Below are 25,589 nucleotides of genomic sequence, written 5' to 3'. Positions count from 1 at the left end.
CCCCGTCCCTCCCCGCACGACCCGCAGCATCCGAAGGAGCACACCATGACCGACTCGAGAGACATCCTCATCACCGGAGGCACCGTCCTCACCGGCATCGCCACCGACGCCGCCCTCGCCGACACCGACGTGCTGATCCGCGACGGCAAGGTGGCCGAGATCGGCAAGGGCCTCGAGGCGCCCGCGGGAGCCGAGATCATCGATGCCGCCGGCAGCATCGTGATGCCGGGCTTCGTGGACACGCACCGCCACACCTGGCAGGCCATCGTGCGCAACATCGCCTCCGACTGGTCGCTCGACGAGTACATGGTGGGCCTGCACGTGGGCCTCAGCAAGCACTTCCGGCCCGAGGACACCTACACGAGCAACTACCTCGGCAGCCTCGAAGCCCTCGACTCCGGCATCACGACCCTCGTGGACTGGTCGCACAACCTGCGCACCACCGATCACGCCGACGCCGCGGTCAAGGCGCTCGAGGACACGGGCATGCGCGCCGTCTTCGCCCACGGCGGCGGCGCCGCGCAGTGGGGCGGCGTCATGCCCTCGCCCGTCGAGCACCCGCGCGACGACGCCACGCGCCTGCGCACCGAGCACTTCGCCTCGAACGACGGCCTCGTCACCATGGCCCTCGCGCTCCGCGGCCCGCAGTTCACCACGCGCGAGGTCAACCGCGCCGACTTCGCCCTGGCCAAGGACCTCGACCTGCGGGTGACCGTGCACGTCGGCGACGGCCACTGGGGCAAGATGCGCCCGATCATCATGATGCAGGAGGACGGCCTGCTCTCCGACACCATCACCTACGTGCACTGCACCACGCTGAGCGACGAGGAGCTGCGGATCATCGCGGCGAGCGGCGGCTCGGCCTCGGTGGCTCCGGATGTGGAGGCGCAGATGGGCCACGGCTACCCCGCCACCGGCCGCCTGCTCGCCGCGGGAGTGCGCCCCTCCTTCTCCATCGACGTCTGCTCCTCCAACGGCGGCGACATGTTCGGCACCATGCGCACGGCCATCGGCCTGCAGCGCGCGGCCGACAACGAGGCGCTCGTGGCGGCAGGCGCCGTGATCGAGCGGATCGGGCTGCACTGCGCCGACGTCATCCAGTTCGCCACCCTCGACGGCGCCAACGCTGCGGGCCTCGGCGGCATCACCGGCTCGCTCGAGGTGGGCAAGGCCGCCGACGTGATCGTGGTGAGCGGCGGATCGCTCGCCATGTCGCCCCTCAACAACCCGTTCGGCAGCATCGTCTACAACGCCCACCCCGGCCTGGTCAGTGACGTCGTGGTCGACGGTGTCGTGAAGAAGCGCGCCGGCGCTCTCGTGGGCGTCGACGTCAAGGCCCTCCGCGACGACGCGGCGAACGCTCGCGACTACATCCTGTCGCAGATGCCGGAGGCCTCGGTCGACGGCGCCTGGCACCCCGGGGTCGTGCACGCATGACGATGGGCACGCGCGGCGCGACCGCCCCGCTCGGCTCCTCCCCGGAGCGGCCGAGCATCAAGCCCATCACCCCGTGGGCGAGGGTGGCGTCGTGGCCCGCGGCGCGCGCCCTCATCGCCGTGGTCGTGCTCTTCGCGGTCAGCCCGCTGATCGCTCCCGGCAGCGTGTCGGCCACCGCGATGTCGTCGATGCTGCCGTTCGCCGCCCTCACCGCCGTGGTGGCCATCGGTCAGACCCTCGTGATCATGCAGGGCGGCCTCGACCTCTCGGTGGCGGGAGCCATCACGCTCGGCGCGCTCATCGTGGCGAAGTTCGGCGGCCCCGACCAGCTCGGCATCGGTCTCGCCATCGTGGTGGCGCTCGTGGTGCCGGCGCTCTTCGGTCTGCTGAGCGGTCTCGTGATCTCGCTGTTCGGCCTGCCGCCGCTCGTGGTCACGATCGCGAGCAACGCGCTCATGGTGGGCACCGTGCAGGCCGTCTCCGGCGGCTACGGCGGCCAGGTCGTCGACTCGCTCTCGGAGTTCTCGCTCTCGCGCTGGATCGGCATCCCCGTGCTCGCGATCATCGCCACCATCGTGGTGCTCGTCGTGCACGTCGTGCTCAAGTCGCTGCGGGTCGGCCGCCGCTTCGAGCTCGTGGGCGCCAACCCCAGGGCGGCGCGCTCCATCGGGCTCTCGCCGAACGGCTACGTCATCGGGGCCTACACGCTCTCGGCGCTGCTCGCGGCGTGCTGCGGAGTGCTGCTCGCCGGCCTCCTGCGCTCGCCCACCCTCACCGCGGGCGACGCCTACCTGCTGCCCTCCATCGCGGCCGTCGTGCTCGGCGGCACCGCGCTCACGGGCGGCAAGGGCAGCGTCGTCGGCACCGCCCTCGGCGCGCTCTTCCTCGGTCAGCTCGGCCAGCTCGTGCAGACCTTCACCCAGACCACCGCTGCCCAGAACATCATCCAGGCCGTGATCATCGCCGTCGGAATCGTCGTGCAGATCAAGCTCGGCGGCGGGAACACATCGCGCTTGCGCTCGATGTTCGGCACCAGACCATCCCGAAAGAACACCGCACTCGAAGAGGAGTCACACTCATGAACACAGCACGCACCATCACACCCCGCAGGCGGGCGGCACTCGCCGTCGGCAGCGCCCTCACCGTCACAGCCCTCGCCGTGCTGCTCGGCGGCTGCTCCTCCACCAATGCCGGTGGCGCAGCGGCCCCCACCGCCTCGGGCGGTGCCGACATCGCCGTCGGCAAGGTCGGCACCATGGACGAGTTCGCGAGCATCGAGGACATCTGCCCCGAGGAGGGCGAGATCACCGTGGGAGTCGTCGACGGCTTCGGCACCAACTCGTGGTCGAAGACCGTGCTGGCCGAGATCGAGGCCGAAGCGGCCCTCTGCCCCGCCATCACGAGCGTCGAGTTCGCGGCCGGCCGCGGCGACCTGCAGGCCACCACCGCCGCCATCACGAGCATGGCGGCCCAGGGCACCGACGTGGTGCTCGTCATCCCGGATGCCGGCCCGGGTGAAGCCCACCTCTCGGCGCTCCGCAGCGCCGTGCAGTCCGGATCGACCGTCGTGGCGTTCGCCTCCGACCCCGAGGGCTCGGCAGGCGCCGACTACCTCGACTACACCGACTGGTCGCCTCAGTTCAGCGGCAAGACCTGGGCCCAGTGGGTCGTCGACCAGCTCGGCGACGCGGGCGGCAACGTCGCCTTCCTCGGCGGGCCCGCGGGCAGCGCCGTCTCGTCGCAGGAGCTCGAGGGGGTCAAGGAGGTCTTCGCCGACAACCCGCAGATCACCCTGCTCACGGATGAGCCCGTCACCACCAACTGGGACCCGGCACAGGCCCAGCAGGCGATGAGCGGACTGCTCTCGCAGTACCCGCAGATCGACGCCGTGATCTCCGACTACGGCGCATCCACCGACGGTGTCATCCGCGCGTACCAGGCGGCAGGCATCTCGCTGCCCCCCATCGCCACGACCGACCAGAACAGCCTGAGCTGCGGCTTCGACGAGCTCAAGGCTTCCAACCCGTCGTACGAGCTCGCCACGGTCTCGTCGCGCACCTGGGTGGGCCGGGTGGCCCTCCGCAAGGCCATCGCCTCGCTCTCGGGCACCTCGGACACCGAGCCCTCGATCTACGACCTCTCCCTCTCGGAGGACTCCTCAGGGTCGACCGAGGGCGCCAAGACCCCCTCCGAGGTCTGCGCGGCCGACGCTCCCGCCGACGGCTCGCCGTCGTCGCTGCTCACGCCCGAAGAAGTAGAGAAGACGTTCGCGAACTGATGAACGAGACAGCTGACCGGCAAGAGCCGCTCCTCACCCTCGCGGGAATCGGAAAGCAGTACCCCGGGGTGCGCGCACTCGACGACGTCGACGTCGCCGTGCTCCCCGGGGAGGTGCACGCGATCCTCGGCGAGAACGGAGCGGGCAAATCGACGCTGGTCGGCATCGCCGCCGGGTCGGTCGTCCCCGATTCAGGGACGATCGGCCTCGGCGGGGTCTCCCAGCCCCGCATGTTCCCGCGCGACGCCCGTGAGCGCGGCCTCGCGATCGTCTACCAGATCCCCGCGCTCGCGCCCTCCCTCTCGGTGGTCGACGCCATGCTCCTGCTGCTGCCCGAGGCGGTGCGCCCCGCCCGCCGGGCAGCCACCGCGTGGACAGCAGAGCTCTTCGCCCGCCTCGGCCTCGAGATCGACGTGCGACAGCGCGTCTCGGCGCTCTCGCAGCGCGAGGCCCACCTCGTGGAGATCGCCGCGGCCCTCGCCTCCGACCCCAAGGTGCTCGTGCTCGACGAGCCCACCGAGGCGCTCGGCGCCGACGAGACCGCGTGGCTCTTCGCCCAGGTGCACGAGCTGCTCGCCAAGGGCGCCGGCGTGGTCTACATCACCCACCGCATCCCCGAGGTGCTCGAGATCGCCGACCGCATGACCGTGCTCCGCGACGGCCGGGTGGTGGGCCGCGGCGACGTGGCCTCGTACACGGCCGACCAGATCGTGGAGCTCATCGTGGGCCGCTCCCTCGAGACCACGTTCCCCGAGAAGGCCTCGGCCCCCGGCCGCGAGGTGCTCAGCACCTCCGGCTACACCGGTCGCGCCTTCCGCGACATCGACTTCGTGGCCCGCGGCGGCGAGATCGTGGGCCTCGCGGGAGTCGAGGGCAACGGCCAGCGCGACTTCATGAAGGCGCTCGCCGGAGCCGTGCGCGGAACGGGCTCCCTGCGCCTGAACGGCCAGGAGCTGCGCGGCCACAGCTCGAAGCGGGCGACCGCCGCCGGCATCGTGACCCTTCCCGGCGACCGCCTCGGCGAGGCGATGTTCGGGCAGCTGAGCGTGCGCGAGAACGTGATCGCCCCCAACCTCCGCCAGGCCATGCCGGCCGGCTTCGTGTCGCCGGCGCTCGAGAACCGCCTCGTGCACGAGGCCATCGGCGGCCTCGCCGTGAAGACCCCCACCATCGAGACGCCCATCACCTCGCTCTCCGGCGGCAGTCAGCAGAAGGTTCTGCTCGCACGCGCCAGGCTCGGCAGCCCCACCGTGCTGCTCGTCGAGGACCCCACCCAGGGTGTGGATGCGGGCGCCAGGGTCGAGATCTACTCCTTCCTCCGCGCCATGGCCGACGACGGGGTGGCCGTGGTCATCCTCTCCACCGACGCCGTGGAGCTGGAGGGCCTGTGCGACCGGGTCGTGGTGTTCTCCCGCGGCCGGGTGCAGGCCGAGCTCGAAGGCGAACGTCTCACCGAGCGCGAGATCACGGGGGCCGCGGTGCTCGCCACCGAGACCTCGATCAACGACGACGCGGATGCGGCGGAGCTCACCTCCAAGAAGGGCCTGCCGTTCTACCAGCGCGGCGAGGTGCAGACCGTCTCGATCCTGCTCATCACGATCGTGCTCGCCCTCGTGACCACCGGCATCGCACCGTCGTTCCTCAGCCCGCTGAGTCTCGGGCAGCTGCTAGCGACGGCGTCGATCCTCATCCTCGTGGGCCTCGCCCAGCTGGCGGTCGTCATCACGGGCGGCATCGACCTCTCCATCGGATCGGTCGTGGCGCTCTCGGCGGTCATCGTCTCGTTCTTCGGCGGGGGCGGCCCCGGCCTGCTCGCGCTCGGGGTGGTGGTGGCGATCGCGGCAGGGGCTGTGGTGGGTGTCGTCAACGGCGTGCTCATCACGAGGCTCGGCATGCCGCCCGTCATCGCCACCCTCGTCTCGTCGATCGCCGTGCTCGGTGGGGCGCAGCTGCTGCGCCCCCAACCGGGCGGGCAGGCGAGCACCGATCTCATGACGGCGCTCGGCACGGCCATCGCCGGCATCCCGCTCGTGCTCGTGGTGGCGGTCGTCATCGCCGTGCTGCTGTGGCTTGGCCTCAACAACACCGGCCTCGGGCGGGGCTTCAGGGCCGCAGGGTCCGACGCCGTCAAGGCCAACCGCATGGGTGTGAACGTCAACCGCATGCGGCTCGCCGCCACGGTCGCCTCCGGCGTGCTCGCGGCCGTCGCCGGTGTGGTGCTCTACACGAAGACCGGCATCGGAGACGCGGGGGCCGCCCAGGCCTTCACCCTCACCTCGGTGACCGCGATCGTCATCGCCGGTGTGAGCATCTTCGGTGGATCGGGCTCGGCCCTCGCGGTGGCCGCGGCGGCACTGCTGCTGCAGACCATCACGAGCGCTCTGCCGTTCCTCGGCGTCAACCTCTCGTGGCAGTACTGGCTGCAGGGCCTGTTCGTGCTCGTGGCCGCCGTGCTGCCCATGGCGGTGCGGCTGCGACGCCGACGGCGGATACCCGAGGCGTGACCGGGTAGTAGGGTTCGGCCATGGAGAGAACGGGCGCGGAGTCTGATCAGGGTCGGCCGGATCAGGGTCGGCCGGATCAGGATCGTCCGGGTCAGGATCGGCCGGATCAGGACAGGAGCGTGTCCCAGGTGGGCGAGCGCATCCGCGTGGTCCGTCAGGCCCAGGGGCTCTCGCTGCGGGAGCTCGGCAGCAGGGTGGGCGTCTCGGCCAGCTTCCTCTCGCAGGTCGAGCTCGGCAGGGCGATGCCCTCGATGGGCACGCTCTGGACGATCGTCTCCGAGCTCGACCTCTCGCTCGACGCGCTGCTCGGCGCCGAGAGCGGGTCGGCGACCGGTGCGCCCTCTCCGTGCCCCGATTCCCTGGGGGCCTCCGGATTCCGGCGGCTCACGAGTGTGGGCATCCCGGGCCTGCAGCGCGCGGCCGCCGCCCCCGACATCCGCATCGGCGGTGTGCGCTGGGAGCGGCTCACGCCCACCGACGACCCCCTCGTGGAGTTCGTGCGCGTCACCTACTCGCCCGGCAGCGAGTCGTGCCCGGCCGACAACATGATGCGGCACACGGGGTGGGAGTACATGCACGTGATGAGCGGGCAGATGGATCTGCAGGTGGGCTTCGACAGGGACACCGTGCAGCCGGGCGACAGCCTCACCTTCGAGGCCTCGGTGCCCCACCGCATCGTCAATCCCTACGACATCGACTGCATCTCGCTCTGGGCCGTCGTGGGCCGCCACGGCTACGGGCACCCGCACGAGATCGCCAAGCGCCTCACGGAGATCGGCGGTGCCGCCACCGGCATCCGCTTCGGGGGGACCACCCCACCCCCCTTCCCCAGCTGACCCCGCGCTAGGCTGGCGCGGTGTCGAGGGGGAACGTGTCGAGGGGGACCGTGTCAAAGGGGACTGTGCCGAAGGGGAGCGCGTCGAGGGGGAGCTCGCAGGGGTCGCGGGCTCAGCTGCGCGACGCCAGGAGGCGGGCGAATTCGCGCCGAGCGCTGCTGGCGGCGGGGGCGACCGTACTGGTCGCGGCCGTCGTGGCGGCGGGCACCCTCGTGGCCGCCGGCGTCTGGGGCTTCGGCGCGGAGCCGGGCGGCGGGGTCGCCACCACCTCGGTGTCGAGCACGACACCGGCCGTCTCCCCGACTCCGTCTGCTACCGTGCCGCCCATCCCCTCACCTGAATTCACCCCAGCGCCCGTGCCCACGCCGCCGCCCGTCGAGCCCCCCGCGTTCGACCGCGCCGCGCTCTCGATCGACGACCCCACGAGCCCGTGGTTCGTGGTGAACAAGCTCCGGCCCATCCCGGGCGCCGCCGACTACTCGCCGCCCGACCTCGTCGATCTCCCGGCCGACATGCCGAACCCCAACGGCTACCAGATGCGGGCGGATGCCGCCGCGTCGCTCGATGAGATGTTCCAGGTGGGAATGGCCGAGACCGGGGTGCAGATGGTGGCGCAGAGCGGCTACCGCGACTACAGCGTGCAGGTGCGCGCCTACGACTACTACGTGAACTCGCTCGGCCAGGCCGGCGCCGATCTCACGAGCGCTCGGCCCGGCTACAGCGAGCACCAGACCGGCATGGCCATGGACATCCTCGACACCGTGTCGGGCTGCTCCACCGACGGCCGCTGCTTCGCCGAGACCACGGCCGGCCAGTGGCTCGCCGCCAATGCCTACCGGTTCGGCTGGGTGCTGCGCTACCCCGAGGGCAAGACGGACGTGACGGGCTACGAGTTCGAGCCCTGGCACTACCGGTGGGTGGGGGTGCCGCTGGCCACCGAGATGCACACGACGGGCATCTCGACGCTGGAGGAGTTCTTCGGCCTCCCGGCAGCCCCCACCTACTAGCGGGTCGGGCCCCTACGCGCTGAGGCGCGGGTAGTCGATGTAGCCCTCGGGGCCCGAGGCGTAGATCGTGGCCTGCTCCGGCGTGTTCTCGGGGTGGCCGCCCTGCCAGCGCTCCACGAGGTCGGGGTTGGCGATCACGGGGCGGCCCACGGCCACGGCGTCGGCGAGGCCGTCGTCCATGATCGCGTGCGCCTCGTCGCGGGTGGTCATCACCGAGAAGCCCGTGTTGAGCACCACGACTCCGCCGAAGCGGCCGCGCAGCGACTGCACGAGCTCGCTCGACGGCTCGGCGTGCAGAATGCTGAGGTACGCCAGGCCGAGCGGCGCGAGGCCCTCGACGAGGGCGGTGTAGGTGGCGCGCACGTCGTCGGCGTCGTCCTCGATCACGCCCTGCACATTGTGGCTCGGGGAGATGCGGATGCCGACGTGACCGGCCCCGACCTCCTCCACGACCGCGCGGGCCACCTCGAGCACGAACGCGATGCGCGCCTCGGGAGAACCGCCGTAGGAGTCGGTGCGGGTGTTCGAGGCCGGTGAGAGGAACTCGTGCAGCAGGTAGCCGTTGGCCGCGTGCAGCTCGACACCGTCGAAGCCGGCGTCGATGGCGCGGCGGGCGGCGGCCACGAACTCCTCGCGCACCACGGGGAGCTCCTCGAGGGTCAGCGCGTGCGGCACGCCGTAGGGCACCTTGGTGCCGTCGGCGAGCCTCGTCTCGCCCTCGATCGCGATGGCGGAGGGGGCCACGATGCGCGGGGTGCCGGTGATGCCGGTGTGCGTCACGCGCCCGCCGTTCATGAGCTGCATCACGATGCGACCGGAGGCGGCGTGCACCGCGTCCGCGACCTCGCGCCAGCCCGCGGCCTGCTCGGCCGTCTCGATGCCCGGCTGGCCGGGGTAGGCCTTCGACTCGGCGCTCGGGAACACGCCCTCGCTCACGATGAGGCCCATGCTGGCCCGCTGAGCGTAGTGCTCGGCGATGAGCGCGCCTGGCACGCCCTGCTCGTCGGCGCGCATGCGGGTCATGGGGGCCATCACGAGCCGGTTGGGGAGTTCGATGTCGCCGGCGGTGAGCGGGGAGAAGAGGGTCATGGAGCACCTGTCTGTTCAACGGGAAAGGGGTCGCGAGCGCACGAAGCGCCCACGACCCCAACCCCCGAACGGGGGTCGATCATTCCCGTCGGGACTACGGAGTCAGGGAGTCCACATACTCCTGGTTCTCGGCGGCCCACTCCGCCACGATCCGGTCGTAGTCGCCGGCCGAGGCATCGCTGTTGAACATGGCGTTCTCGAGCGAGTAGAGCTTCTCCGAGTCGAGCTCGAAGTCCTTCACCCAGCCCGCGAGGGTGGGGAAGTCCTCCTCGAACGAGGTGCTGCCGACCGAGTGGATCGACTCCGCCCCACCGAGCGCGCCCTCGGGGTCGGCGAGGTCCTTGATGCCGAACTCGTCGTAGGCCCAGTGCGGGCGCCACAGCGTGACGGCCACGTTCTCACCGGCGTCGAGCGCCGCCGTGAGCTCGGCGAGCATCGCGGGGGTCGAGGAGGTGACGTACTCCATGTCCTCGAGGCCGTAGGTCGGGATGACCTCGCCCTCCGTGATCTCGGTGAGGCCCGCGCCCGGCTCGATGCCCACGAGGGTGTTGTCGAACAGGTCGGCGTTGGCGGCGAGCTCGTCGAGCGAGTCGATGGGGGCGTCCTCGTTCACCGCGATCGTGAGCACGGCGTCCTCGTTCCAGGCGCCGAGATCCACGAGGTCGTCGCCGTACTCGTCGAAGAAGCTCTGGTGGGTGGTGGGCAGCCAGCCGTCGAAGGCCACGTCGTAGTCTCCCGTGCTGAGGCCGGCGAAGACGGGTCCGGCATCCGCGTACTCGAACTCGACCTCGTAGCCCTTCTCCTCGAGCACGTGCTTCCACAGGTACGAGGCGGCCTCGCCCTCCGGCCAGCCGTTGAAGACGCCCACGGTGAGGGCCGAGTCGTCGCCGTTCTCGACGGTCTCGGCGTCGGCGTCGCCACCGGCCGAGCAGCCCGCGAGGGCGAGGGTGGCCACGGCTCCGAGAGCCAGGGTGGACAGGATGTTCTTCTTCTTCATTTCCTACCTTTCCTTTGAGTGCTGTGAGTCCTGTGGGGTGACGCGTGGATCCGCCGCCCGGAGCCGAGCGACGCGGTGAGCCGGTCGAGGATGATCGCGAGGATCACCACGCTCAGCCCGGCCTCGAAGCCGAGCCCCACGTCGACCCGGCTGAGCGCCTGCACGATGTCCTTGCCGAGCCCGCCGGCGCCCACCATGCCGGCGATCACGACCATCGAGAGCGACAGCATGATCACCTGGTTGATGCCGGCGAAGATCGACGGCGCCGCGAGGGGCAGCTGGATCTGGCGGAGGATGCGGCCGGGAGTCGATCCGAAAGCCGAACCGGCCTCCACGATCTCCTTGTCCACGCCGCGGATGCCGAGCTCGGTGAGCCGCACCCCTGGCGCCATCGCGAAGATGATCGTCGCCACGATGCCGGGCACCACGCCCACCCGGAACAGGATGAGCGCCGGGATGAGGTAGACGAACGCCGGCATGGTCTGCATGAAGTCGAGCACCGGCTTGATCACGGCGCTCGCCGTGCTGTGGCGGGCGGCGAGGATGCCGAGCGGCACGCTCAGCAGCACCGCGATGCCGGCGGCCACGATCACGAGGGCGAGGGTGTCCATGGCGTTGTCCCACTGGGCCACGCCGTAGACGACGACGAGCCCGATGGCCGTGCCGCCGCCGAAGACCCAGCCGCGGAGCAGCACGCCGATGGCGGCGATCACCACGATGACGATCCAGAACGGGGGAGTCGCCAGCACGAAGTCGACCCCGTCGTAGAGACCGCGGAAGAGGGTGCTGATGCCCGTGAAGAGGGGGCCGAGCACGTCGGTGAGGAAATCGACGAACGAGTCGGCCCACTCGCCGAGAGGAAGGCGGAATTCCATCAGCGCTCCCCTCCCGTCTGAGCGGAGACCGGTTCGGCGGCGGCGATGTCGGGATCCGCGCCCGAACCCGTGACGGCCGTGGCCCGCAGGGTCTGCGTCACGACGTCGACGGGGATGGTTGCGGGCGGGTCGATCATCGGCAGCTCGCCCGTCGAGGGCACGTTGCCGAGCGCGGCGAGCAGGGTCACACGCGGGATGACGCCGAGCAGGCGCCGCCCGTCGTCGACCACGGCCACGGGCAGCGGGTTCTCGACCGACAGCTCCACGAGATCGGAGATGGGCGCATCCGCGGCCACCTCGGCGAAGTCGCCGTGCAGCACGGCGGCGAGGTCGCCGCTGCCGCGGGTCACGAGCTCCATCACGTCGCGGTCGCGCACGGCACCGAGCACCGTGCGGTTCTGGCCCAGCACGAGCGCCGAGGAGGTCTGCAGGTCGCGCATTGTGCGCATGGCGGCACGCGGCCCCGCCGACATCGAGACCACCGCGCGACCGGGCTGCATCACGCTCGCCGCGGTGAGCACGCGCCCGCGGTCCACATCGTGCACGAACTGCTCGACGTAGGCGTTGGCCGGGTCGGTGAGGATGCGCTCAGGCGTGTCGATCTGCACGATGCGCCCATCGCGCATCACGGCGACGCGGTCGCCCAGGTACATCGCCTCGTTGAGGTCGTGCGTGATGAAGACGATCGTCTTGCCGAGCTTCGCCTGCAGCTCCACGAGCTGCTCCTGCATCTCGCGTCGGATGAGCGGGTCGAGGGCGGAGAACGCCTCGTCCATGAGCAGGATGTCGGTGTCGGCCGCGAGAGCCCTGCCGAGGCCGACCCGCTGCTGCATGCCGCCCGAGAGCTGGCCGGGGAGCTTGTCGCCCCAGCCCTCGAGCCCCACGAGCCCGAGGATCTCGTCGGCGCGCTGCCGCCTGGCGTCGGATCCGACACCCTGGATCTCGAGGCCGTAGGCCACGTTCTCGGCCACGGTGCGGTGCGGCAGCAGGGCGAAGTGCTGGAACACCATCGAGATGTGCTCGCGCCGCACGGCGCGCACGGTCTTCGCCGAAGCGCCCGAGATGGCCGTGCCGAGCACGGTCACCGTGCCCGCCGTGGGCTCGAGCAGCCCGTTGAGCATGCGGATGAGCGTGGACTTGCCCGAACCGGAGAGCCCCATCACCACGAAGATCTCCCCGGATCTCACGGCGAACGAGGCATCGATGACGGCGGGCAGGCCGAGCTTCTCGACCTCGGAGCGGCTGGCGCCGTTCCGCAGCCGCTCCACGGCGTCGTTAGGGCGACGGCCGAAGACCTTGTAGAGATTCGACACCTCGAGGGCGACGGATTCGGTCACGTTCTCTCCTCAGGGCGCGCAGAAGCGCACCGTGCTGACGACCGGGACGGAGACGTTCGAGAACCGCGGGCCCCTTTGGTGAGGCCATCCGGAACTCCTGACGGGCCATCGGGCGCACGTCGACTTCTCCGCCCGTACGGCCCCGGTCTGCTCGCTCTGAGCACCGGGGACGCGGACTGATCGGATTGGCCGACTCCGCTCACGGGCGGTTGTCGGCGACCCCGACCATAACGGAGTCTGGCAAGACCCCGCGAATCGAGAATCGGTCATGGAGCCCTCTGGAAGACGATTCCGGAGCGCAGAACCCTGTACTGTCAGGCATCCGCTGGGGTCGATCTCGTGATCGATTCGTTATGCGCGGGTGGGCAGGATGACCCCCTCATAGGGGACGCAAATAAAAGTGTGATGACATGAGGCAATGCCCCTACGCATGACCCGATCCACGTCTCTGCTCGCCGGAATGGCCGCCATCGTCGGCCTCACCCTCACCGGGTGCGCCGCCGGATCCTCCACGGGAGCCTCGGTCGCCGAGGGGGCCGGATCGGCGGATGCCGCGGCCGCCGCCGCCCAGGTGCAGGTCGACGCGGTCGAGCCGGCCGTCGGCGCGCTCTCCGGAGGCACGACCGTCAGCATCTCGGGCGAGGGCTTCGACGGCGAGACCCCCGTGACCTCGGTGGCCTTCGGCACCGAGCCCGCGCAGGCCTTCAGTGTCGAGTCCGACGGCTCCATCACGGCCGTGACCCCGGCCTCCTTCAACTTCGTCGTGGGCGAGGTGCCCGTGACCGTCTCGCTCGAGGACGGCACCCAGGACGACACGGGAGCCGCGTACACCTACGAGGTGCAGACGCCCGTCGATTCGCAGATGGCCTACGCCTTCAAGCACTGGCAGGACTACAACCTCGCCGAGTGGGGCATCTTCTCCGACAACGACTGCGGCAACTTCGTGAACCAGGCCATGGTGGCCCGCGGCTGGGAGCAGAACGCCGACTGGTACAGCGACTACGCCACCACGGGCGACTACAGCTTCAGCTGGATCCGCGGCAACCCCATGGACGACTACTACGCCTCGCGCCCCGACACCACGCGCTACGAGTTCACCGACCGCTCGCAGCTCAAGATCGGCGACGTCGTCATGCTCGACTGGGATCCCCAGAACGACAACGGTGTCGACCACACGCAGATCATCTCGAAGATCACCACGAACGCCGACGGCTCGATCTCGATCGCCATGGTGGGTCACACCCTCGACTCCACCTACCGCGATCTCGACAACGCGGTCACCGTCGAGAAGCCGGGCGGCACCGCCCACTTCTACTCGATCGCGTAGTGCTCGGGAGCTCCTCCGCGATCGAGCGGAGCGGGCGGTGCGACCGCTCTAGGAGTGGATGCGGCGTCGGCGGGTGACTGCGAGCACGAGGGCCAGGCCGATGGCCGTGGCGGCCACGGTGCCCGCGCCCAACAGGAGCGGTGCTGCGCCGGCTCCCGTGTTGGAGAGCTGGTTCGAGCCGCCGGAGCCACCCGATCCGCCGGAGCCGCCGCCCGAGGTCGACGAGCCGGAGCCGGTCGCTCCCGGGTTGGTGCTGCCGCCGGGCGGGTTGGTGGCGCCGGGCGACTCACCGTCGGGCGATTCGCCATCAGGGCCATCCGTGCCCGGGATGTCGGTTCCGGGGGTGTCCGTTCCCGGGATGTCGGTTCCGGGGATGTCGGTTCCGGGGATGTCCGTACCGGGGATGTCGGTTCCCGGGATGTCGGTTCCCGGAACGTCTGTACCGGGGATGTCGGTTCCCGGAACGTCCGTACCGGGCACGTCGGTACCCGGGATGTCGGTGCCCGGCGCGTCTTCGGTGCAGGCCGCATCCGTGAACACCGTGTTGATGAGGGTGACAGCACCGTTCCTGGCGAGCAGGCGGCCGTCGACGGTGGTCCCGCTCTCCGTCGAGATGGAGGTGAGCGCCATCATCGTGCCCTCGAACGTGGTGGAGGCGCCCATGGTGACCGAGCTGCCGACCTGCCAGAACACCCGGCACGGGTCGGCGCCGTTGATGGTGGAGACCGTGCTGCTCGTGGCCAGGGTGAAGTCGGAGGAGATCTTGAAGAGGAAGACCGCGTCCGAATTGCCTTCGGCGTCGAGCGTCACGGTGCCGGTGAGCTGCAGCGCGCCCGATCGGGAGTGCACGCCCGGCGTGAACACGGAGTTGCCGATGTCGGCGGTCGAGATGGTGGTGTCGGCAGCCTGGTCCGTGGCGGCGAGGTAGGCCGTGGTCAGAGCATCCTTCGCCTCGAGCGCGACCGAGTCGCCGAGGTGAGTCTCTCCCTGGACCTGGCCCGGGCCGAACCCGGGTGCCGTAGTGCCAGGGTGCACGCCGAGTCCGAGCTCGAGCAGGCTCGGGCCCGTGTTGGTCGCGGTCGAACCGGCGAGCACGTTGTAGGGTGCTGCCTTGCCGAGGTCGATCGCGGTGGCTATAGCTGTGGCGGATTGCGACCCCAGGGTCGCAATCGAGACGGTGCCCACCACGAGAGCTGCTCCCACGGCACCCGACCGTAGGAAAGCGAGCGTGCGCGGGTGGAGGGGTCGGTTGTTACGCGTGCGGTTACTCATCGAGTACTCCAGAATCCCCGATACCCTCGGGGGTCATCTCACGAGATGTGAGTGTCCTCAGAGTAACCCCGATACTCAGTAAGTAACCAGGGTCCAATGGCCCTGGTCGAGCGGATTCCCAGCTATTACCGCTAAATCCAATCCGATCGTCGTGCGGAGACGAAGAACCGCGGTGTGCGTCACGCCAGTGCGCGCTCCCGTCTGCGCGGGGCGAGGAGCTCCCGCAGCTGGGCGCAGGCGGCCAGGTGATCCATGAACGCCGAGCGGCTCAGCACCATGAGCACGTCGCCGTTCGAGCGGTCCATCTCCTGGAACCCGAGGCGATCGGCCATGGCCAGCGACCTCGTGTTCGGTGAGCGGATGACCGCGGTCACGATCTTCGCGTGCAGGCTGTCGAAGGCGATCCGGATCATGGCGAGGGAGGCCTCGGTGGCGATCCCGCGGCCCGACGCGCGAGGGTGCACGATCCAGCCGATCTCCACTGTGCGCACCTCGGCGGCCACGGCGCGGAGCTGCAGGGTCGCGTCGCCGATGAGCTCGCCGTGGTGCTCGACCGCCAGCGCCAGGATGTCGTCGGCCTGCCAGAGGCGGGCCGCAGGGTGAGGCGCGGGGTGCGGATGATGTGCGCGGTCACGTGCTCCTCGGCCTCCGAACCGCGCAGGAAGCGGGGTCGGCGCAGGGCGCGGCCGAGGAGCCGGGGGTGCAGCCCGACCGTCATCGGGTGCTCGGCTGCGGGTGGTGACGCGTGCTCGTCATGGACAACAGTCAAATCAGCCGACGGAGATGCGGCGAGAGGGTTGACTCTGCGGGATCGACGGGATCGACGGGATCGCGCCGGGCGGTCAGCTCCAGAAGCCCTCGTGCGAGAGCGCCGCCTCGTCCTCGAGATGGGGGCCTGAGACCTCGATGCTGCGCTGGCCGCGGGCGAAGACCTCGCGGACCGGCAGCGAGAACGTCGGGTTCTCGGGGTGGTCGCCCGTGAGCCCGAGCAGCTGCCACTCGGAGAGCGCGTAGACGACGCGGTCGATGCCGGTCCAGTACATGGCACCCGCGCACATCACGCACGGCTCGGCGCTCGTGAAGAGGGTGCTGCCCACCATGCCCTCCGCCCCGAGCGCGCGGGCCGCCGCCGCCACGGCGCGCAGCTCGGCGTGCTGGGTGGGGTCGCCCTCAGGCGGCAGGGAGTTGTTGCCGAACGAGGCCACGACCGCGCCGCTCGCGTCGACCACGATGGCGCCGAACGGATGCCGGCCCTCGGCGCGCGACTGGTCGGCGACGCGGATGCTCTGCCGCAGGTACTCGAGATCGCGAGCGCTGAGCGCCCCGTCGCCTGCGGGAGCGGCGCTCGACGAACGGGAGCTGGGGGAGTTTGACACAGGATCCTCCACATGTGCACAAGGTGGCTTCGGTTGCGTAACAGAGTGTCACACATCCGCGTATCCACGACGAAGTGTTACGCGCCGGTTACGTCCTTGGAACAAATGGCGCTCAACTTGTCAACAAGTGGATCCGCGGAGTTAGCCTGCTGTCCACCCCACTCGAAAGGCTCGAATGTCCGTCCCTGCCCCCTCCGCCGCTCCCGTCTCCACTCGAGCACGCATCGACGAGCAGGACATCCGGCTGCTGCCGAAGGCCGAGGTGCACGTGCACCTGGAGGGCACCTTCGCCCTCGTCGACATCCTGCGGCTGGCCAAGGAGAACGGCGTGGCGCTGCCGGGCCCCGCGGCCACCATCTTCGACGTGAGCACGCACCACGCCTTCTCCCGGCCCGAGGTCACCACGGGTGGCACGGCGCAGGGCGTCGGCGGGGCCGGGCTCAGCGGATTCCTGCGCTTCCTCGACTGGCAGTGCGGTCTCGTGCGCACTCCGGAGCAGGCGGCCCGCGTGGCCTACGCCTTCGCCGCGCGTCAGACGGCCTCGGGCATCCGCTACTCCGACGTGATCGTCAACCCCACCCACTGGAACGCCTGGAAGGGCCGCGAGATCGAGCTCATGCGGTCTCTCGCCGCCGGCCTCGACGAGGCGGAGCAGGATGGCCTGAGCTCGGCCAACATCGCCTACTCGCTGCTGCGCACGCAGACCGCCCTGGAGGCCGAGCAGGTCGTCGCCGACCTGGCTCTGCACCGCCCCGCCCGCGTGGTGGCGCTCAGCGTGGACGGCGACGAGAAGGCGAGCGGGCCCACGGGCGAGAAGTTCCGCACGGCGTTCCGCGCGGCCGAGGCCGCGGGCTTCCGCCGCACCGTGCACGCGGGTGAGTCGAGCGGCCCCGAAGGCGTGTGGGAGGCGCTCGACCACCTGCACGCCGAGCGCATCGACCACGGCGTGCGCTCGATCGAGGATGGCGTGCTCGTGCAGCGGCTCATCGACGAGGGCATTCCGCTCGATGTGTGCCCGCGCTCGAACATCACGCTCGGCCTCTACGACGACTGGGCGTCGCATCCGCTGCCCCTGCTCGTGGCGGCCGGCGTGCGGGTGACCCTCAACACCGACGACCCCGCACCGCTCGCGTGCACGCTCGACGAGGACTGGGCCGTCGCCGCCGACGTCTACGGGTTCGACAGGCCGCAGCTCGAGCGCTTCGCCGCGGAGTCCATCCGCGCCTCCTTCGCCGACGACGACCTCAAGCGCGACCTGCTGGCCGAGCTGGGGGCCACGACATGATCGGGGCACGCGGCCTGGCCGCCGCCGCTGCTGTCGTAGCGGTGACCACTCTCGTCGCCGTCGCCGCCACGGCCGCCGCCGCACCTGCGGCCGAGGACGGCGCCGTGGTGGAGCTCGCCCCCCTCGTGGCGAGCTGGCCGAGCGGCTACACCGTGACCGGCACGAAGTCGGAGCCCCTCTACGTGGAGCACATCACCTCCACCCGCGACGGCTCGGTCCTCTCGCTCACCATCGACGTCAAGTCGCAGGGCGAGAGCGCCCTCGGTGTGCAGACCGGATCGGTCGAGGTCGAGGCGGATGGCAGCATCCGCTGGCTCGACGGATGCACGAAGCCGGCCGAGGACTGTCTCGACGATCCGGGGCTCCGCGGCTTCCTCGCCCTGGCGGCGCTCCTCGGGGCGGAGAGGAAGGGCACTCTGCCGGCCACGGGCCGGGCAGAGACGCTGCACGGCCACCCGGTGGTGTGCGTCAGCGATGCGGCTCTGCATCCCGACTCCCCACCCGTGGTTGATGGGCTCGACCCGTGCTTCTCGGTCGCCACGGGAGCCATGCTCGGGCACTACTCGGCGGAGAGCGCCGCCTTCGTGGGCCCCACCCTCGCCGAGGGCCTCACCGACCGGCCCCACTGACCGACCTGCCCCTTACCCCCCTTGCCCCATCCCAGCACCATCCCTCCCGCACCACTCCCGTCCCACCGCCGAAAGGAACACCATGACCAGACGAAACGGAGCCCTCCTCACCGGAGCCGTGCTCGCCACCGTGACCGCCCTCGCCCTCACGGGCTGCAGCTCAGGCGGGGCCGCGAGCACCACGGCCGCCGAGGAGTCGTCGGGAGACGTGCTGAAGGTCGGCGCGCTGACCCCGGGCAACACCAACGACGGCGCCTTCAACCAGGCCCTCGCCGATGCGCTCGCGAAGCTGCAGGACGAGGGACTCATCGAGTACGAGCTGCGCGACCAGATGTCCGACCCCGCCGAGAGCGAGCCGGTGATCGCCGACTTCGCGAGCCAGGGCTACGACCTCATCATCGGCCACGGCATCGAGCTCGGGGACGCCGTCTTCTCGGTGGCCGAGCAGTTCCCCGACGTGCACTTCACCGCCTCGGGCGGCCCCGACATCCTCGAGAAGTACACCGACAACGTCGAGACCTGGACCTACGACACCCCGCAGGTCGGCTACGTGGCCGGCTACATCGCCGGGCTCACCGGGGCCTCGCCCATCGGCCGCGTCGAGAGCCTCGAGCTCGACTTCGTGAAGGCCACCGACTCGTTCTTCCAGCAGGGCGTGACGGCGGCCAACCCTTCGGCCGAGCTGCTACCCGTGGTCTACGCCGGCAGCTTCGACGATGCGCAGGCGGCCGCCGCGGCCACCACCGGGCTCGTGGGTCAGGGCGCCAAGCTCGTCTACACCACGGGCGACGGCATCGCCACGGGCGTCGGATCGGCCGCCGCCGAGGCGGGTGTGCTGAGCGTGGGCGTCTCGTCGGCAGGTGGAGAGGCGGCTCTGGCCAACAACGTCTCCACCGTCGACCTCGACATGTACCCCATCGTGAAGGCGTGGGTCGAGGAGGTCTCGGCCGACGAGTTCGGCGGCAAGGGCGTGAACTCCACGCTGCAGAACGGCGGCATCGTCTACCAGGAGATCAACGACGTCGACGGCCTCGTGCCCGCCGACGTCGCCTCGAAGGTCGAGGAGCTCGTGGCCGGGCTCTCCGACGGATCCATCACGATCGGCTGATGACCTCCTCACCCCGCGAGATGGACCGCGTGCTCGACGCGCGGTCCATCTCCAAGAGCTTCGGCCCGGTCCGCGCGCTCAGCGACGTGTCGCTCGTGGTTCGGCCGGGCAGAGTGCACGCCCTCGTGGGCGAGAACGGTGCGGGCAAGTCCACGCTCGCGAAGGTGCTGGCCGGCATCGAGCAGCCCACCTCGGGCAGCATGACCCTCGGCGGCGAGCCCTTCGCGCCGCGCGACCGGGCCGCCGCCAAGCACGCGGGCATCAACATGGTGCCGCAGCAGCTGAGCCTTGTGGGCGAACTGAGCCTCGTGGAGAACTACCTGCTCGTGGGGCCGCGTCGCCTCGCGAACCGGCGCTCCGCGCGCGCCCTGCTCACCGAGACGCTCTCCCGGGCGGGAGTGGCCGTCGACCTCGACGCTCCGACCGCCTCGCTCACGCAGGCGCATCGCCAGCTGGGCGAGATCGTGGTGGCGCTCGCCGAGGGCGCGCACACGCTCATCCTCGACGAGCCCACGGCGAGCCTCGGTCCGCTCGAGGTGGGAGGGCTCTTCGAGCACCTGCGTTCGCTGTGCGAGCTCGGCACCGCCGTGGTGCTCATCACGCACCGGCTCGACGAGGTGCGGCGCGTGGCCGACGACCTCACGGTGCTCTCGCACGGCGAGAACGTGCACCACGGATCGGCCACGGGCCTCGAACCGAGCGAGATCGCCCGGCTCATGGTGGGTGAACTGGCCGCTCCGCCCGAGCGGTCGCGCCGCTCCGTGGGGTCGGTCGTGCTCTCGGCCACGGGGCTCGTGGCCGCCTCGCCGAGGGACGCCTCGCTCGAGGGCGTCGACCTCGCCGTGCGTGCGGGGGAGATCGTGGGCATCGCCGGCGTGGCGGGCAGCGGGCAGAACCTGCTGCTCGACGTGCTCGGCGGGTTCGTGAAGCCCCACGCCGGATCCGTCTCCCTCGCCGGGGCGGCGCACGGGGCCTCCGCCTCCGTGCTCAGGGGTGCCGGCCTCGCCTGGATCCCCGAGGAGCGCACCGAGGCTGTGGTGCCCACGATGACCCTGGCCGAGAACCTCGAGGTGTACTCGACCGCGGTCGGGGCGCACCGGGCCCGTGGTGCCGGCGGGCCGAAGGGCGCCGCCGCCGCGGTCGCGGAGCGGCTCCTGGCGTTCGACGTGCGCCCCGCACGGCCCGAACTGGTGGCGTCGGGACTCTCGGGCGGCAACCAGCAGAAGCTCCTCGCCGCGCGAGAGCTCGGAGGTGATGCGGTGCCGAGCGCCGTGCTCGCCTACGGCCCCACCCAGGGCCTCGACCTGCGGGCGGCCCAGGCCATCCGCGAACGGCTCGTGGGGCTCGCGGCCGCCGGATCGGCCGTACTGGTCGCCTCCCACGATCTCGACGAGGTGCTCGGTGTGGCCGACCGCGTGCTCGTGATGTTCGGCGGCCGCGTGGTGGCCGACCTGCCGATCGCCGAGGCCACCACCGAGCGGCTCGGCCGCGCCATGGCGGGACTGCCCGCCGATCCGGACCCCGCCGATCCGGACCCCGCCGATCCGGACCCCGCCGATCCTGACGCACAGAATCACCAGAAGGACCCCTCATGACCGAGAAGACCGCGCTCTACCCCACCGCCGCCGAGCTCGGCCGGCTGCGCGCCGTGGCCCTCGGCACCGAGCGCCCCGACTTCATCGTGCGCGGCGGCCTCGTGCAGTCGCCGGGCACCGAGGAGTGGCTCGAGCGCGACATCCTCGTGGCGGGCAGGCACATCGCCGCCCTCACGCCGTGGGGTCACGTGGCCGCGGACGCCTCGGAGGCAGGCACGACGGAAGAGCTCGACGCCACCGGTTGCCATGTGGTGCCGACCTTCATCGACGCGCACCTGCACATCGAGTACACCAACCTCACGCCGGGCGAGCTCGGCCGGCTGAGCGTGGCGCGGGGCACGGGCACGGTGCTGACGGATCCGAACGGCGCCGCCAACGTGTGGGGCGCGCGCGGCATGGACCAGCTGCTCACCACGGGCACGCCGCTGCACATCTTCCAGCAGGTCTCGCCGAAGACCCCTGGCTCACCCCACCTCGAGCGAGGCGGAGCCGTCATCCCCGAGGAGGTCGTGCGCGGCCGGCTGTGGGACGACGTGACCACCAACCTCGGTGAGGGCAACCCCTTCGACTACGGCGAGGAGTCGACAGGCCGCTTCCGCGAGGCGCTCGCCGCCGGCCGCCGCATCACGGGCCACACGGCCGCGCAGACGGAGGAGTCGCTCTGGGGCTACCTCGCGGCCGGCGTGGGCGACGACCACAACTCCGCCACGATCGACGAGGTGCTCGAGCGCGTGCGACTCGGCGCCATGATCACGATCATGGGCGCCTCGCTCACCGACAACACCATCCCGATCTTCTCCGACCTCGAGAAGGTGGCACCCGCCCTCCGCAGCCTCTGCTTCTGCGCCGACGACAAGCACGCGCTCGACCTGCACACCGAGGGCCACATCGACCACCACGTGCGCCAGGCCATCCGCTTCGGGGTCGACCCCCAGCTCGCCTACCGCATGGCCACCACGCAGCCCGCCGCCTACTACCGGCTCGACCAGGTGCTCGGCCTCCTCGCCCCCTCGCGGCTCGCCGACCTGCAGCTCATCCCCGACCTCGCCGAGGTGCGGCCCTCCGTGGTGGTGGTCGGCGGCCGCATCGTGGCTCGCGACGGCGTGGCGCTGTTCGAGAACACCGACGAGCTGCCCGAGTGGATGACCGACACCGTGCACCTCCCCGAGCAGCTCGACCCGGCGATGTTCGCCGTGCCCGCTCCCGACGCGGTGGGCGGGCGCACGCGGGTGCGCGCCATGGAGATGTACAAGGGCTACTTCAAGCGCGCCTTCGAGGCCGAGCTCGACGTGGTCGACGGCCTCGTGCAGGGCGACCTCGAGGCCGACGTGCTCAAGATCGCCGTGGTCGACAGGCACCACGGCGAGGCCCTCACCGGCATCGGCTTCGTGAAGGGCTTCGGACTGCGGAAGGGCGCCATCGCCATCACGATGAACTGCCCCAACATGAACATCGCGGTCGTGGGCGCCGACGACGCCGCGATGCTGCACGCCGTGGAGGAGCTCCGCGCCATGCAGGGCGGCTTCGTCACGGTCGCCGACGGCGAGGTCGTGGGTCGGGTGGAGCTGCCGGTGGGCGGCATGATGAGCGCTGCCCCGTTCGAGGAGACGGCCGAGGCCCTCCGGCAGGGTCACGCGGCCACCCACGCGCTCGGCTGCCCCATCCCCTCGCCGTACATCATCCTGTCGTTCGTGGGGCTCTACGTGGTGCCGGATCTCGGGGTGACCGAGCTGGGGCTCATCGACGCCCTCACGCAGTCATTCGTGGACGTGCTCGTGCCGGGCCCCGTCGACCGGTGCGGGCACGAGCACGGACACGAGCACGAGGGGAGCGCCTCGTGAGCGCCTTCGATCGACGCCGCTGGGTGCTCACCGCCGCGGTCGTGCTCGCCGTCGTGGCCGTGGCCGGTGCCCTCATCGTGTTCGCGGGGGCCGACCCGGTCGTGGGCATCCAGGGCCTCATCGAGGGCGTCTCGAGCTCGCCCTACCGCGTGGGCGAGGTGCTCGTGGGTGCCGTGCCCGTGGGGATCGTGGCGCTCACGCTCATCCCGGCCCTCCGAGCCGGCGTGTTCTCGGTGGGAGCCGAGGGGCAGATCGTGGTGGGCGCCATCGCCGCCACGGGTGCCGTGCTGGCCGTCGACTCGCTGCTCGGGGGCGCCGCTCCCAGCGTGCTGCTGTGGCCCGTCGGCCTGCTCGCGGGTGCCGCGGGCGGCGGCGCGATGGCACTGCTGCCGGCGTTCCTCGCCGTGCGCTGGCGGGTCAACGAGATCCTCAGCACGCTGCTGCTCAACTACCTCGCCGCCGGACTCCTCGGCTGGACGCTCCGCACCTGGCTCGCGAGCCCCGACGAGACCGCCACCCCGCAGAGCGCCAAGCTGCCCGAGGCGGCGGCGCTGCCCGCCCTCCTGCCCGGCACGCGCGCCCACTGGGGCATCCTGCTGGTGATCGTCATCGCCGTGGCCTTCGTGATCTGGCGGCGCACGGCCGCGAGCAACCGCCTCACCGTGTTCGCGAGCCGCCCCAAGCTCGCGCTCCGGCTCGGCGCCACCCGCTCGCGCACGATCTACTCGACCATGCTCGTCTCGGGCCTTGGTGCGGGCGTCGTGGGCTGGATCCAGGTGGCCGGCGTCAACGACCGACTGCTCAACTCGGTCTCGGGCGGCGTGGGGTTCTCGGGGCTCGCCGTGGCGCTGCTCGGCGGGCTCGCGCCCCTCGGCATCGTGGTCGCCGCGCTGTTCTTCTCCGCGCTCACCGCGGGCGCCGTCGGCATGCAGTCGGCCACGGGAACCGTGCCCTCGTCGATCGCCGAGGTCATCAAGGGTGTGCTGCTGATCGGCGTGGCCTGCATCGCCGCCTACCAGCGCAAGGCCGTGGCCGCCCTCGCACCGGCGGGCGCGCCCGTCGACGCCGAGCACGACCCGGCGCCGGCCTCCGCCACCGAACCACCATCCCTGAGCGAAGGGAGCCGCTCGTGAGCGTCGAACTCTGGGTCGCCATCCTCGCCGGCGCACTCGCCCTGGCCGCCCCGCTCGTGTTCGCCGGCATCGGCGAGGGCTTCGTGGAACGCGCGGGTCGCATCAACCTCGGCATCGAGGGGATGATGATCATGGGCGCCTTCACGGGCGTCTGGGCCGCGAGCATCGGCGGTCCCGTGCTGGGCCTCGCGGCGGGAGTGATCGTGGGCCTCGTGCTCGCGGTGGGCATGAACCTCGTCATCCACCGGCTGCACGCCAACGAGATCGTGGTGGGCCTCGCCGTCACCATGCTCGGACTGGGCCTCAGCACCTACCTCTTCCAGCTCTGGATCCCGAGCGGCCAGACCAACGTCACGGTGCAGACCGTGCCCCGCACGGGCCTCGGCCCGCTCGCCGACATCCCGGTGATCGGCCCGATCCTCTTCGGCCAGAGCCCCCTCGTCTATCTGGCAGCCGTGCTGCTCGTCGTGGCCTGGGCCGTGAGCCGGTTCACGCGCTTCGGTCTGGCCGTGCAGGCCGTCGGCACCGATCCGGATGCGGCGGCCCTCCGCGGTGTGCGAGTGCAGGCGACCGGCGCCCGAGCCCTGCTCATCGGCGGTGCGCTCGCGGGTCTCGGCGGGGCGGTCATCACCGTGGGCACCATCGGATCGTTCACCCCCGACATCACCGCCGGGCGCGGCTACATCGTGCTCGCCGTGGTGATCATGGGCCGCAGCCGCCCCCTCGGCATCGCGCTCGGCGCCCTGCTCTTCGCTTTCCTGCAGAGCTTCGCGCTGCTCTCGCAGTCCACGGCGCTGACCCTGCCGAGCGAGGTGTACCAATCCGCGCCGTATCTGGTGACACTGGTGGTGCTCGTCATCACCTCCCGCAACCAGCTGCGGAGGCTCTACCGGGCGAGAACGGGAGTGATGGCCGCATGACCAGCGAGAGCGAGCGCGTGCTCGCGGGGGTGCTGCGCTTCGTGCGCGACGCCGCCGCCTCGGGATCGACCCTGCCGGGCGAGGTGGAGATGGCCGAGCGGCTCGGCAGCACCCGCAAGCAGGTGCGCGACGTGCTCGCCTCGCTTGAGCAGCAGGGCATGGTGCTCCGTCGCCAGGGTGCCGCCACCACGGTCGACCCGGTGGCCACGCGCATGAGCGTGCGCTTCGAGGATCAGCTCGAGTACAGCGTGCTGCTGCGCCAGCTCGGCTACCAGAGCACCGTCGAGGTGCTCGAGACCTCCGAGCTGCCGATGCCCGCCGAGATCGCCGGGCTGCTCATGACCGAGGCCGGCCGGCCCGCCGCCCGCATCGTCAAGCGCTGGCGGGCCGACGGCGCCGTGGCGATGCTCTCGTTCGGCACCGTGCCGCTGCCGTTCCCGCGCGGCGAGGTCGATCTGGGCGACTCCATCTACTCGGCCATCAAGCAGGTCTGGAACGAGTCGATCGCGTGGGAGGTGGCCACCCCGTCCGCCGAGGTGCTCACCGAGTCGGATGCCGCGCTCTTCGAGCACCCGGTGGGCACCCCCGTGCTCACGCTCGACATCGTGGGCATCGGGCTCAGCGGCCGGCGGCTCTTCCACGCTCGCGAGCTGCACGACCCCAAGACCGTCTCGTACTCGATGATGCGCACCATCCGCCCGCCGCAGGTGTTCTCCACCGCGCGCTACCAGTTCTGAACCCGC

21 protein-coding genes and 1 pseudogene are annotated in these 25,589 nt (G+C 71.0%); 15 read left to right on the top strand and 7 right to left on the bottom strand.

Annotated features, from left to right (window positions below; genetic code table 11):
• The first annotated feature begins 45 nt into the window (after positions 1–45).
• From ACEXQC_RS16525 to ACEXQC_RS16500, 6 genes are all read left to right on the top strand, one after another.
• Positions 46–1,437, top strand: a complete 1,392-nt coding sequence (locus ACEXQC_RS16525; protein ID WP_374824854.1) for an amidohydrolase family protein — start codon at positions 46–48, stop codon at positions 1,435–1,437.
• Positions 1,434–2,519 carry an ABC transporter permease gene (locus ACEXQC_RS16520; protein ID WP_374824851.1) on the top strand — a complete coding sequence of 362 codons (1,086 nt, stop codon included), beginning with the start codon at positions 1,434–1,436 and terminating at the stop codon, positions 2,517–2,519. The genes ACEXQC_RS16525 and ACEXQC_RS16520 overlap by 4 nt, the downstream gene beginning before the upstream one ends.
• Complete coding sequence (locus ACEXQC_RS16515) at positions 2,516–3,715, top strand: substrate-binding domain-containing protein (RefSeq protein WP_374824848.1); 1,200 nt, start codon at positions 2,516–2,518, stop codon at positions 3,713–3,715. Before ACEXQC_RS16520 ends, ACEXQC_RS16515 begins: the two co-directional genes overlap by 4 nt.
• A complete protein-coding gene (locus ACEXQC_RS16510; protein WP_374824845.1) occupies positions 3,715–6,219 on the top strand; it encodes an ATP-binding cassette domain-containing protein in 2,505 nt (834 codons plus the stop codon). Before ACEXQC_RS16515 ends, ACEXQC_RS16510 begins: the two co-directional genes overlap by 1 nt.
• A gap of 119 nt (positions 6,220–6,338) precedes the next feature.
• Entirely contained in the window at positions 6,339–7,055 is a 717-nt protein-coding gene (locus tag ACEXQC_RS16505; protein WP_374824842.1) for a helix-turn-helix domain-containing protein, read from the top strand.
• Between the two features lie 50 nt (positions 7,056–7,105).
• A complete protein-coding gene (locus ACEXQC_RS16500; RefSeq protein ID WP_374824839.1) occupies positions 7,106–8,062 on the top strand; it encodes a M15 family metallopeptidase in 957 nt (318 codons plus the stop codon).
• Positions 8,063–8,074: 12 nt separating this feature from the next.
• Here the strand turns inward: ACEXQC_RS16500 and ACEXQC_RS16495 are convergent, their stop codons facing one another.
• From ACEXQC_RS16495 to ACEXQC_RS16480, 4 genes are all read right to left on the bottom strand, one after another.
• A complete protein-coding gene (locus tag ACEXQC_RS16495) occupies positions 8,075–9,151 on the bottom strand; it encodes an alkene reductase (RefSeq protein WP_374824836.1) in 1,077 nt (358 codons plus the stop codon).
• A 94-nt stretch (positions 9,152–9,245) separates the two neighbouring features.
• A complete protein-coding gene (locus ACEXQC_RS16490; RefSeq protein ID WP_374824833.1) occupies positions 9,246–10,148 on the bottom strand; it encodes a glycine betaine ABC transporter substrate-binding protein in 903 nt (300 codons plus the stop codon).
• Positions 10,145–11,023, bottom strand: a complete 879-nt coding sequence (locus tag ACEXQC_RS16485; protein WP_374824830.1) for an ABC transporter permease — start codon at positions 11,021–11,023, stop codon at positions 10,145–10,147. Before ACEXQC_RS16485 ends, ACEXQC_RS16490 begins: the two co-directional genes overlap by 4 nt.
• Entirely contained in the window at positions 11,023–12,360 is a 1,338-nt protein-coding gene (locus tag ACEXQC_RS16480; protein ID WP_374824827.1) for a quaternary amine ABC transporter ATP-binding protein, read from the bottom strand. Before ACEXQC_RS16480 ends, ACEXQC_RS16485 begins: the two co-directional genes overlap by 1 nt.
• 430 nt (positions 12,361–12,790) lie before the next feature.
• Here ACEXQC_RS16480 and ACEXQC_RS16475 point away from each other — a divergent pair, with 430 nt between their 5' ends.
• On the top strand, positions 12,791–13,687 hold the full coding sequence (locus ACEXQC_RS16475) for an amidase domain-containing protein (RefSeq protein WP_374824824.1): 897 nt from the start codon (positions 12,791–12,793) through the stop codon (positions 13,685–13,687).
• Positions 13,688–13,735: 48 nt separating this feature from the next.
• Here ACEXQC_RS16475 and ACEXQC_RS16470 read toward each other — a convergent pair whose 3' ends face one another.
• The 3 genes and pseudogenes from ACEXQC_RS16470 to ACEXQC_RS16460 all read right to left on the bottom strand — a co-directional run bounded on the left by ACEXQC_RS16470 (position 13,736) and on the right by ACEXQC_RS16460 (position 16,335).
• Positions 13,736–14,890 carry an ice-binding family protein gene (locus ACEXQC_RS16470; RefSeq protein ID WP_374824822.1) on the bottom strand — a complete coding sequence of 385 codons (1,155 nt, stop codon included), beginning with the start codon at positions 14,888–14,890 and terminating at the stop codon, positions 13,736–13,738.
• A 248-nt stretch (positions 14,891–15,138) separates the two neighbouring features.
• A pseudogene (locus tag ACEXQC_RS16465) lies at positions 15,139–15,561 on the bottom strand (GNAT family N-acetyltransferase); the annotation flags it as partial.
• A gap of 240 nt (positions 15,562–15,801) precedes the next feature.
• The gene (locus ACEXQC_RS16460) at positions 15,802–16,335 is read right to left on the bottom strand and encodes a nucleoside deaminase (protein WP_374824819.1); all 534 of its coding nucleotides are present in this window, start codon (positions 16,333–16,335) and stop codon (positions 15,802–15,804) included.
• 175 nt (positions 16,336–16,510) lie between these two features.
• Here ACEXQC_RS16460 and add point away from each other — a divergent pair, with 175 nt between their 5' ends.
• From add to ACEXQC_RS16420, 8 genes are all read left to right on the top strand, one after another.
• Positions 16,511–17,620 (top strand): adenosine deaminase, encoded by a 1,110-nt coding sequence (gene add / locus ACEXQC_RS16455; RefSeq protein ID WP_374824817.1) that lies wholly within the window; start codon positions 16,511–16,513, stop codon positions 17,618–17,620.
• On the top strand, positions 17,617–18,249 hold the full coding sequence (locus tag ACEXQC_RS16450) for a hypothetical protein (RefSeq protein WP_374824815.1): 633 nt from the start codon (positions 17,617–17,619) through the stop codon (positions 18,247–18,249). The genes add and ACEXQC_RS16450 overlap by 4 nt, the downstream gene beginning before the upstream one ends.
• Before the next feature lie 82 nt (positions 18,250–18,331).
• Positions 18,332–19,357 carry a BMP family lipoprotein gene (locus ACEXQC_RS16445; RefSeq protein ID WP_374824812.1) on the top strand — a complete coding sequence of 342 codons (1,026 nt, stop codon included), beginning with the start codon at positions 18,332–18,334 and terminating at the stop codon, positions 19,355–19,357.
• On the top strand, positions 19,357–20,952 hold the full coding sequence (locus tag ACEXQC_RS16440; protein WP_374824810.1) for an ABC transporter ATP-binding protein: 1,596 nt from the start codon (positions 19,357–19,359) through the stop codon (positions 20,950–20,952). Before ACEXQC_RS16445 ends, ACEXQC_RS16440 begins: the two co-directional genes overlap by 1 nt.
• Positions 20,949–22,793 carry an adenine deaminase C-terminal domain-containing protein gene (locus tag ACEXQC_RS16435; protein WP_374824807.1) on the top strand — a complete coding sequence of 615 codons (1,845 nt, stop codon included), beginning with the start codon at positions 20,949–20,951 and terminating at the stop codon, positions 22,791–22,793. The genes ACEXQC_RS16440 and ACEXQC_RS16435 overlap by 4 nt, the downstream gene beginning before the upstream one ends.
• Positions 22,790–23,926 (top strand): ABC transporter permease, encoded by a 1,137-nt coding sequence (locus ACEXQC_RS16430; RefSeq protein WP_374824804.1) that lies wholly within the window; start codon positions 22,790–22,792, stop codon positions 23,924–23,926. Before ACEXQC_RS16435 ends, ACEXQC_RS16430 begins: the two co-directional genes overlap by 4 nt.
• Positions 23,923–24,846 (top strand): ABC transporter permease, encoded by a 924-nt coding sequence (locus ACEXQC_RS16425; protein WP_374824802.1) that lies wholly within the window; start codon positions 23,923–23,925, stop codon positions 24,844–24,846. Before ACEXQC_RS16430 ends, ACEXQC_RS16425 begins: the two co-directional genes overlap by 4 nt.
• Entirely contained in the window at positions 24,843–25,583 is a 741-nt protein-coding gene (locus ACEXQC_RS16420) for a GntR family transcriptional regulator (RefSeq protein ID WP_374824799.1), read from the top strand. Before ACEXQC_RS16425 ends, ACEXQC_RS16420 begins: the two co-directional genes overlap by 4 nt.
• The last annotated feature ends 6 nt before the right edge of the window (positions 25,584–25,589 follow it).

The sequence above is a fragment of the Herbiconiux liukaitaii genome (assembly GCF_041927495.1).
Classification (GTDB): domain Bacteria; phylum Actinomycetota; class Actinomycetes; order Actinomycetales; family Microbacteriaceae; genus Herbiconiux; species Herbiconiux liukaitaii.
The sequence above is the reverse complement of the archived record's forward strand: the minus strand, read 5'-3'. Positions and strand labels throughout refer to the sequence as shown.

Coding starts and splice junctions, on each gene's coding strand:
- ACEXQC_RS16510 (WP_374824845.1), top strand. CDS start 3,715: ATGAACGAGACAGCTGACCGGCAAGAGCCGCTCCTCACCCTCGCGGGA.
- ACEXQC_RS16515 (WP_374824848.1), top strand. CDS start 2,516: ATGAACACAGCACGCACCATCACACCCCGCAGGCGGGCGGCACTCGCC.
- ACEXQC_RS16445 (WP_374824812.1), top strand. CDS start 18,332: ATGACCAGACGAAACGGAGCCCTCCTCACCGGAGCCGTGCTCGCCACC.
- ACEXQC_RS16490 (WP_374824833.1), bottom strand. CDS start 10,148: ATGAAGAAGAAGAACATCCTGTCCACCCTGGCTCTCGGAGCCGTGGCC.
- ACEXQC_RS16475 (WP_374824824.1), top strand. CDS start 12,791: ATGACCCGATCCACGTCTCTGCTCGCCGGAATGGCCGCCATCGTCGGC.
- ACEXQC_RS16520 (WP_374824851.1), top strand. CDS start 1,434: ATGACGATGGGCACGCGCGGCGCGACCGCCCCGCTCGGCTCCTCCCCG.
- add (WP_374824817.1), top strand. CDS start 16,511: ATGTCCGTCCCTGCCCCCTCCGCCGCTCCCGTCTCCACTCGAGCACGC.
- ACEXQC_RS16485 (WP_374824830.1), bottom strand. CDS start 11,023: ATGGAATTCCGCCTTCCTCTCGGCGAGTGGGCCGACTCGTTCGTCGAT.
- ACEXQC_RS16450 (WP_374824815.1), top strand. CDS start 17,617: ATGATCGGGGCACGCGGCCTGGCCGCCGCCGCTGCTGTCGTAGCGGTG.
- ACEXQC_RS16420 (WP_374824799.1), top strand. CDS start 24,843: ATGACCAGCGAGAGCGAGCGCGTGCTCGCGGGGGTGCTGCGCTTCGTG.
- ACEXQC_RS16495 (WP_374824836.1), bottom strand. CDS start 9,151: ATGACCCTCTTCTCCCCGCTCACCGCCGGCGACATCGAACTCCCCAAC.
- ACEXQC_RS16525 (WP_374824854.1), top strand. CDS start 46: ATGACCGACTCGAGAGACATCCTCATCACCGGAGGCACCGTCCTCACC.
- ACEXQC_RS16435 (WP_374824807.1), top strand. CDS start 20,949: ATGACCGAGAAGACCGCGCTCTACCCCACCGCCGCCGAGCTCGGCCGG.
- ACEXQC_RS16440 (WP_374824810.1), top strand. CDS start 19,357: ATGACCTCCTCACCCCGCGAGATGGACCGCGTGCTCGACGCGCGGTCC.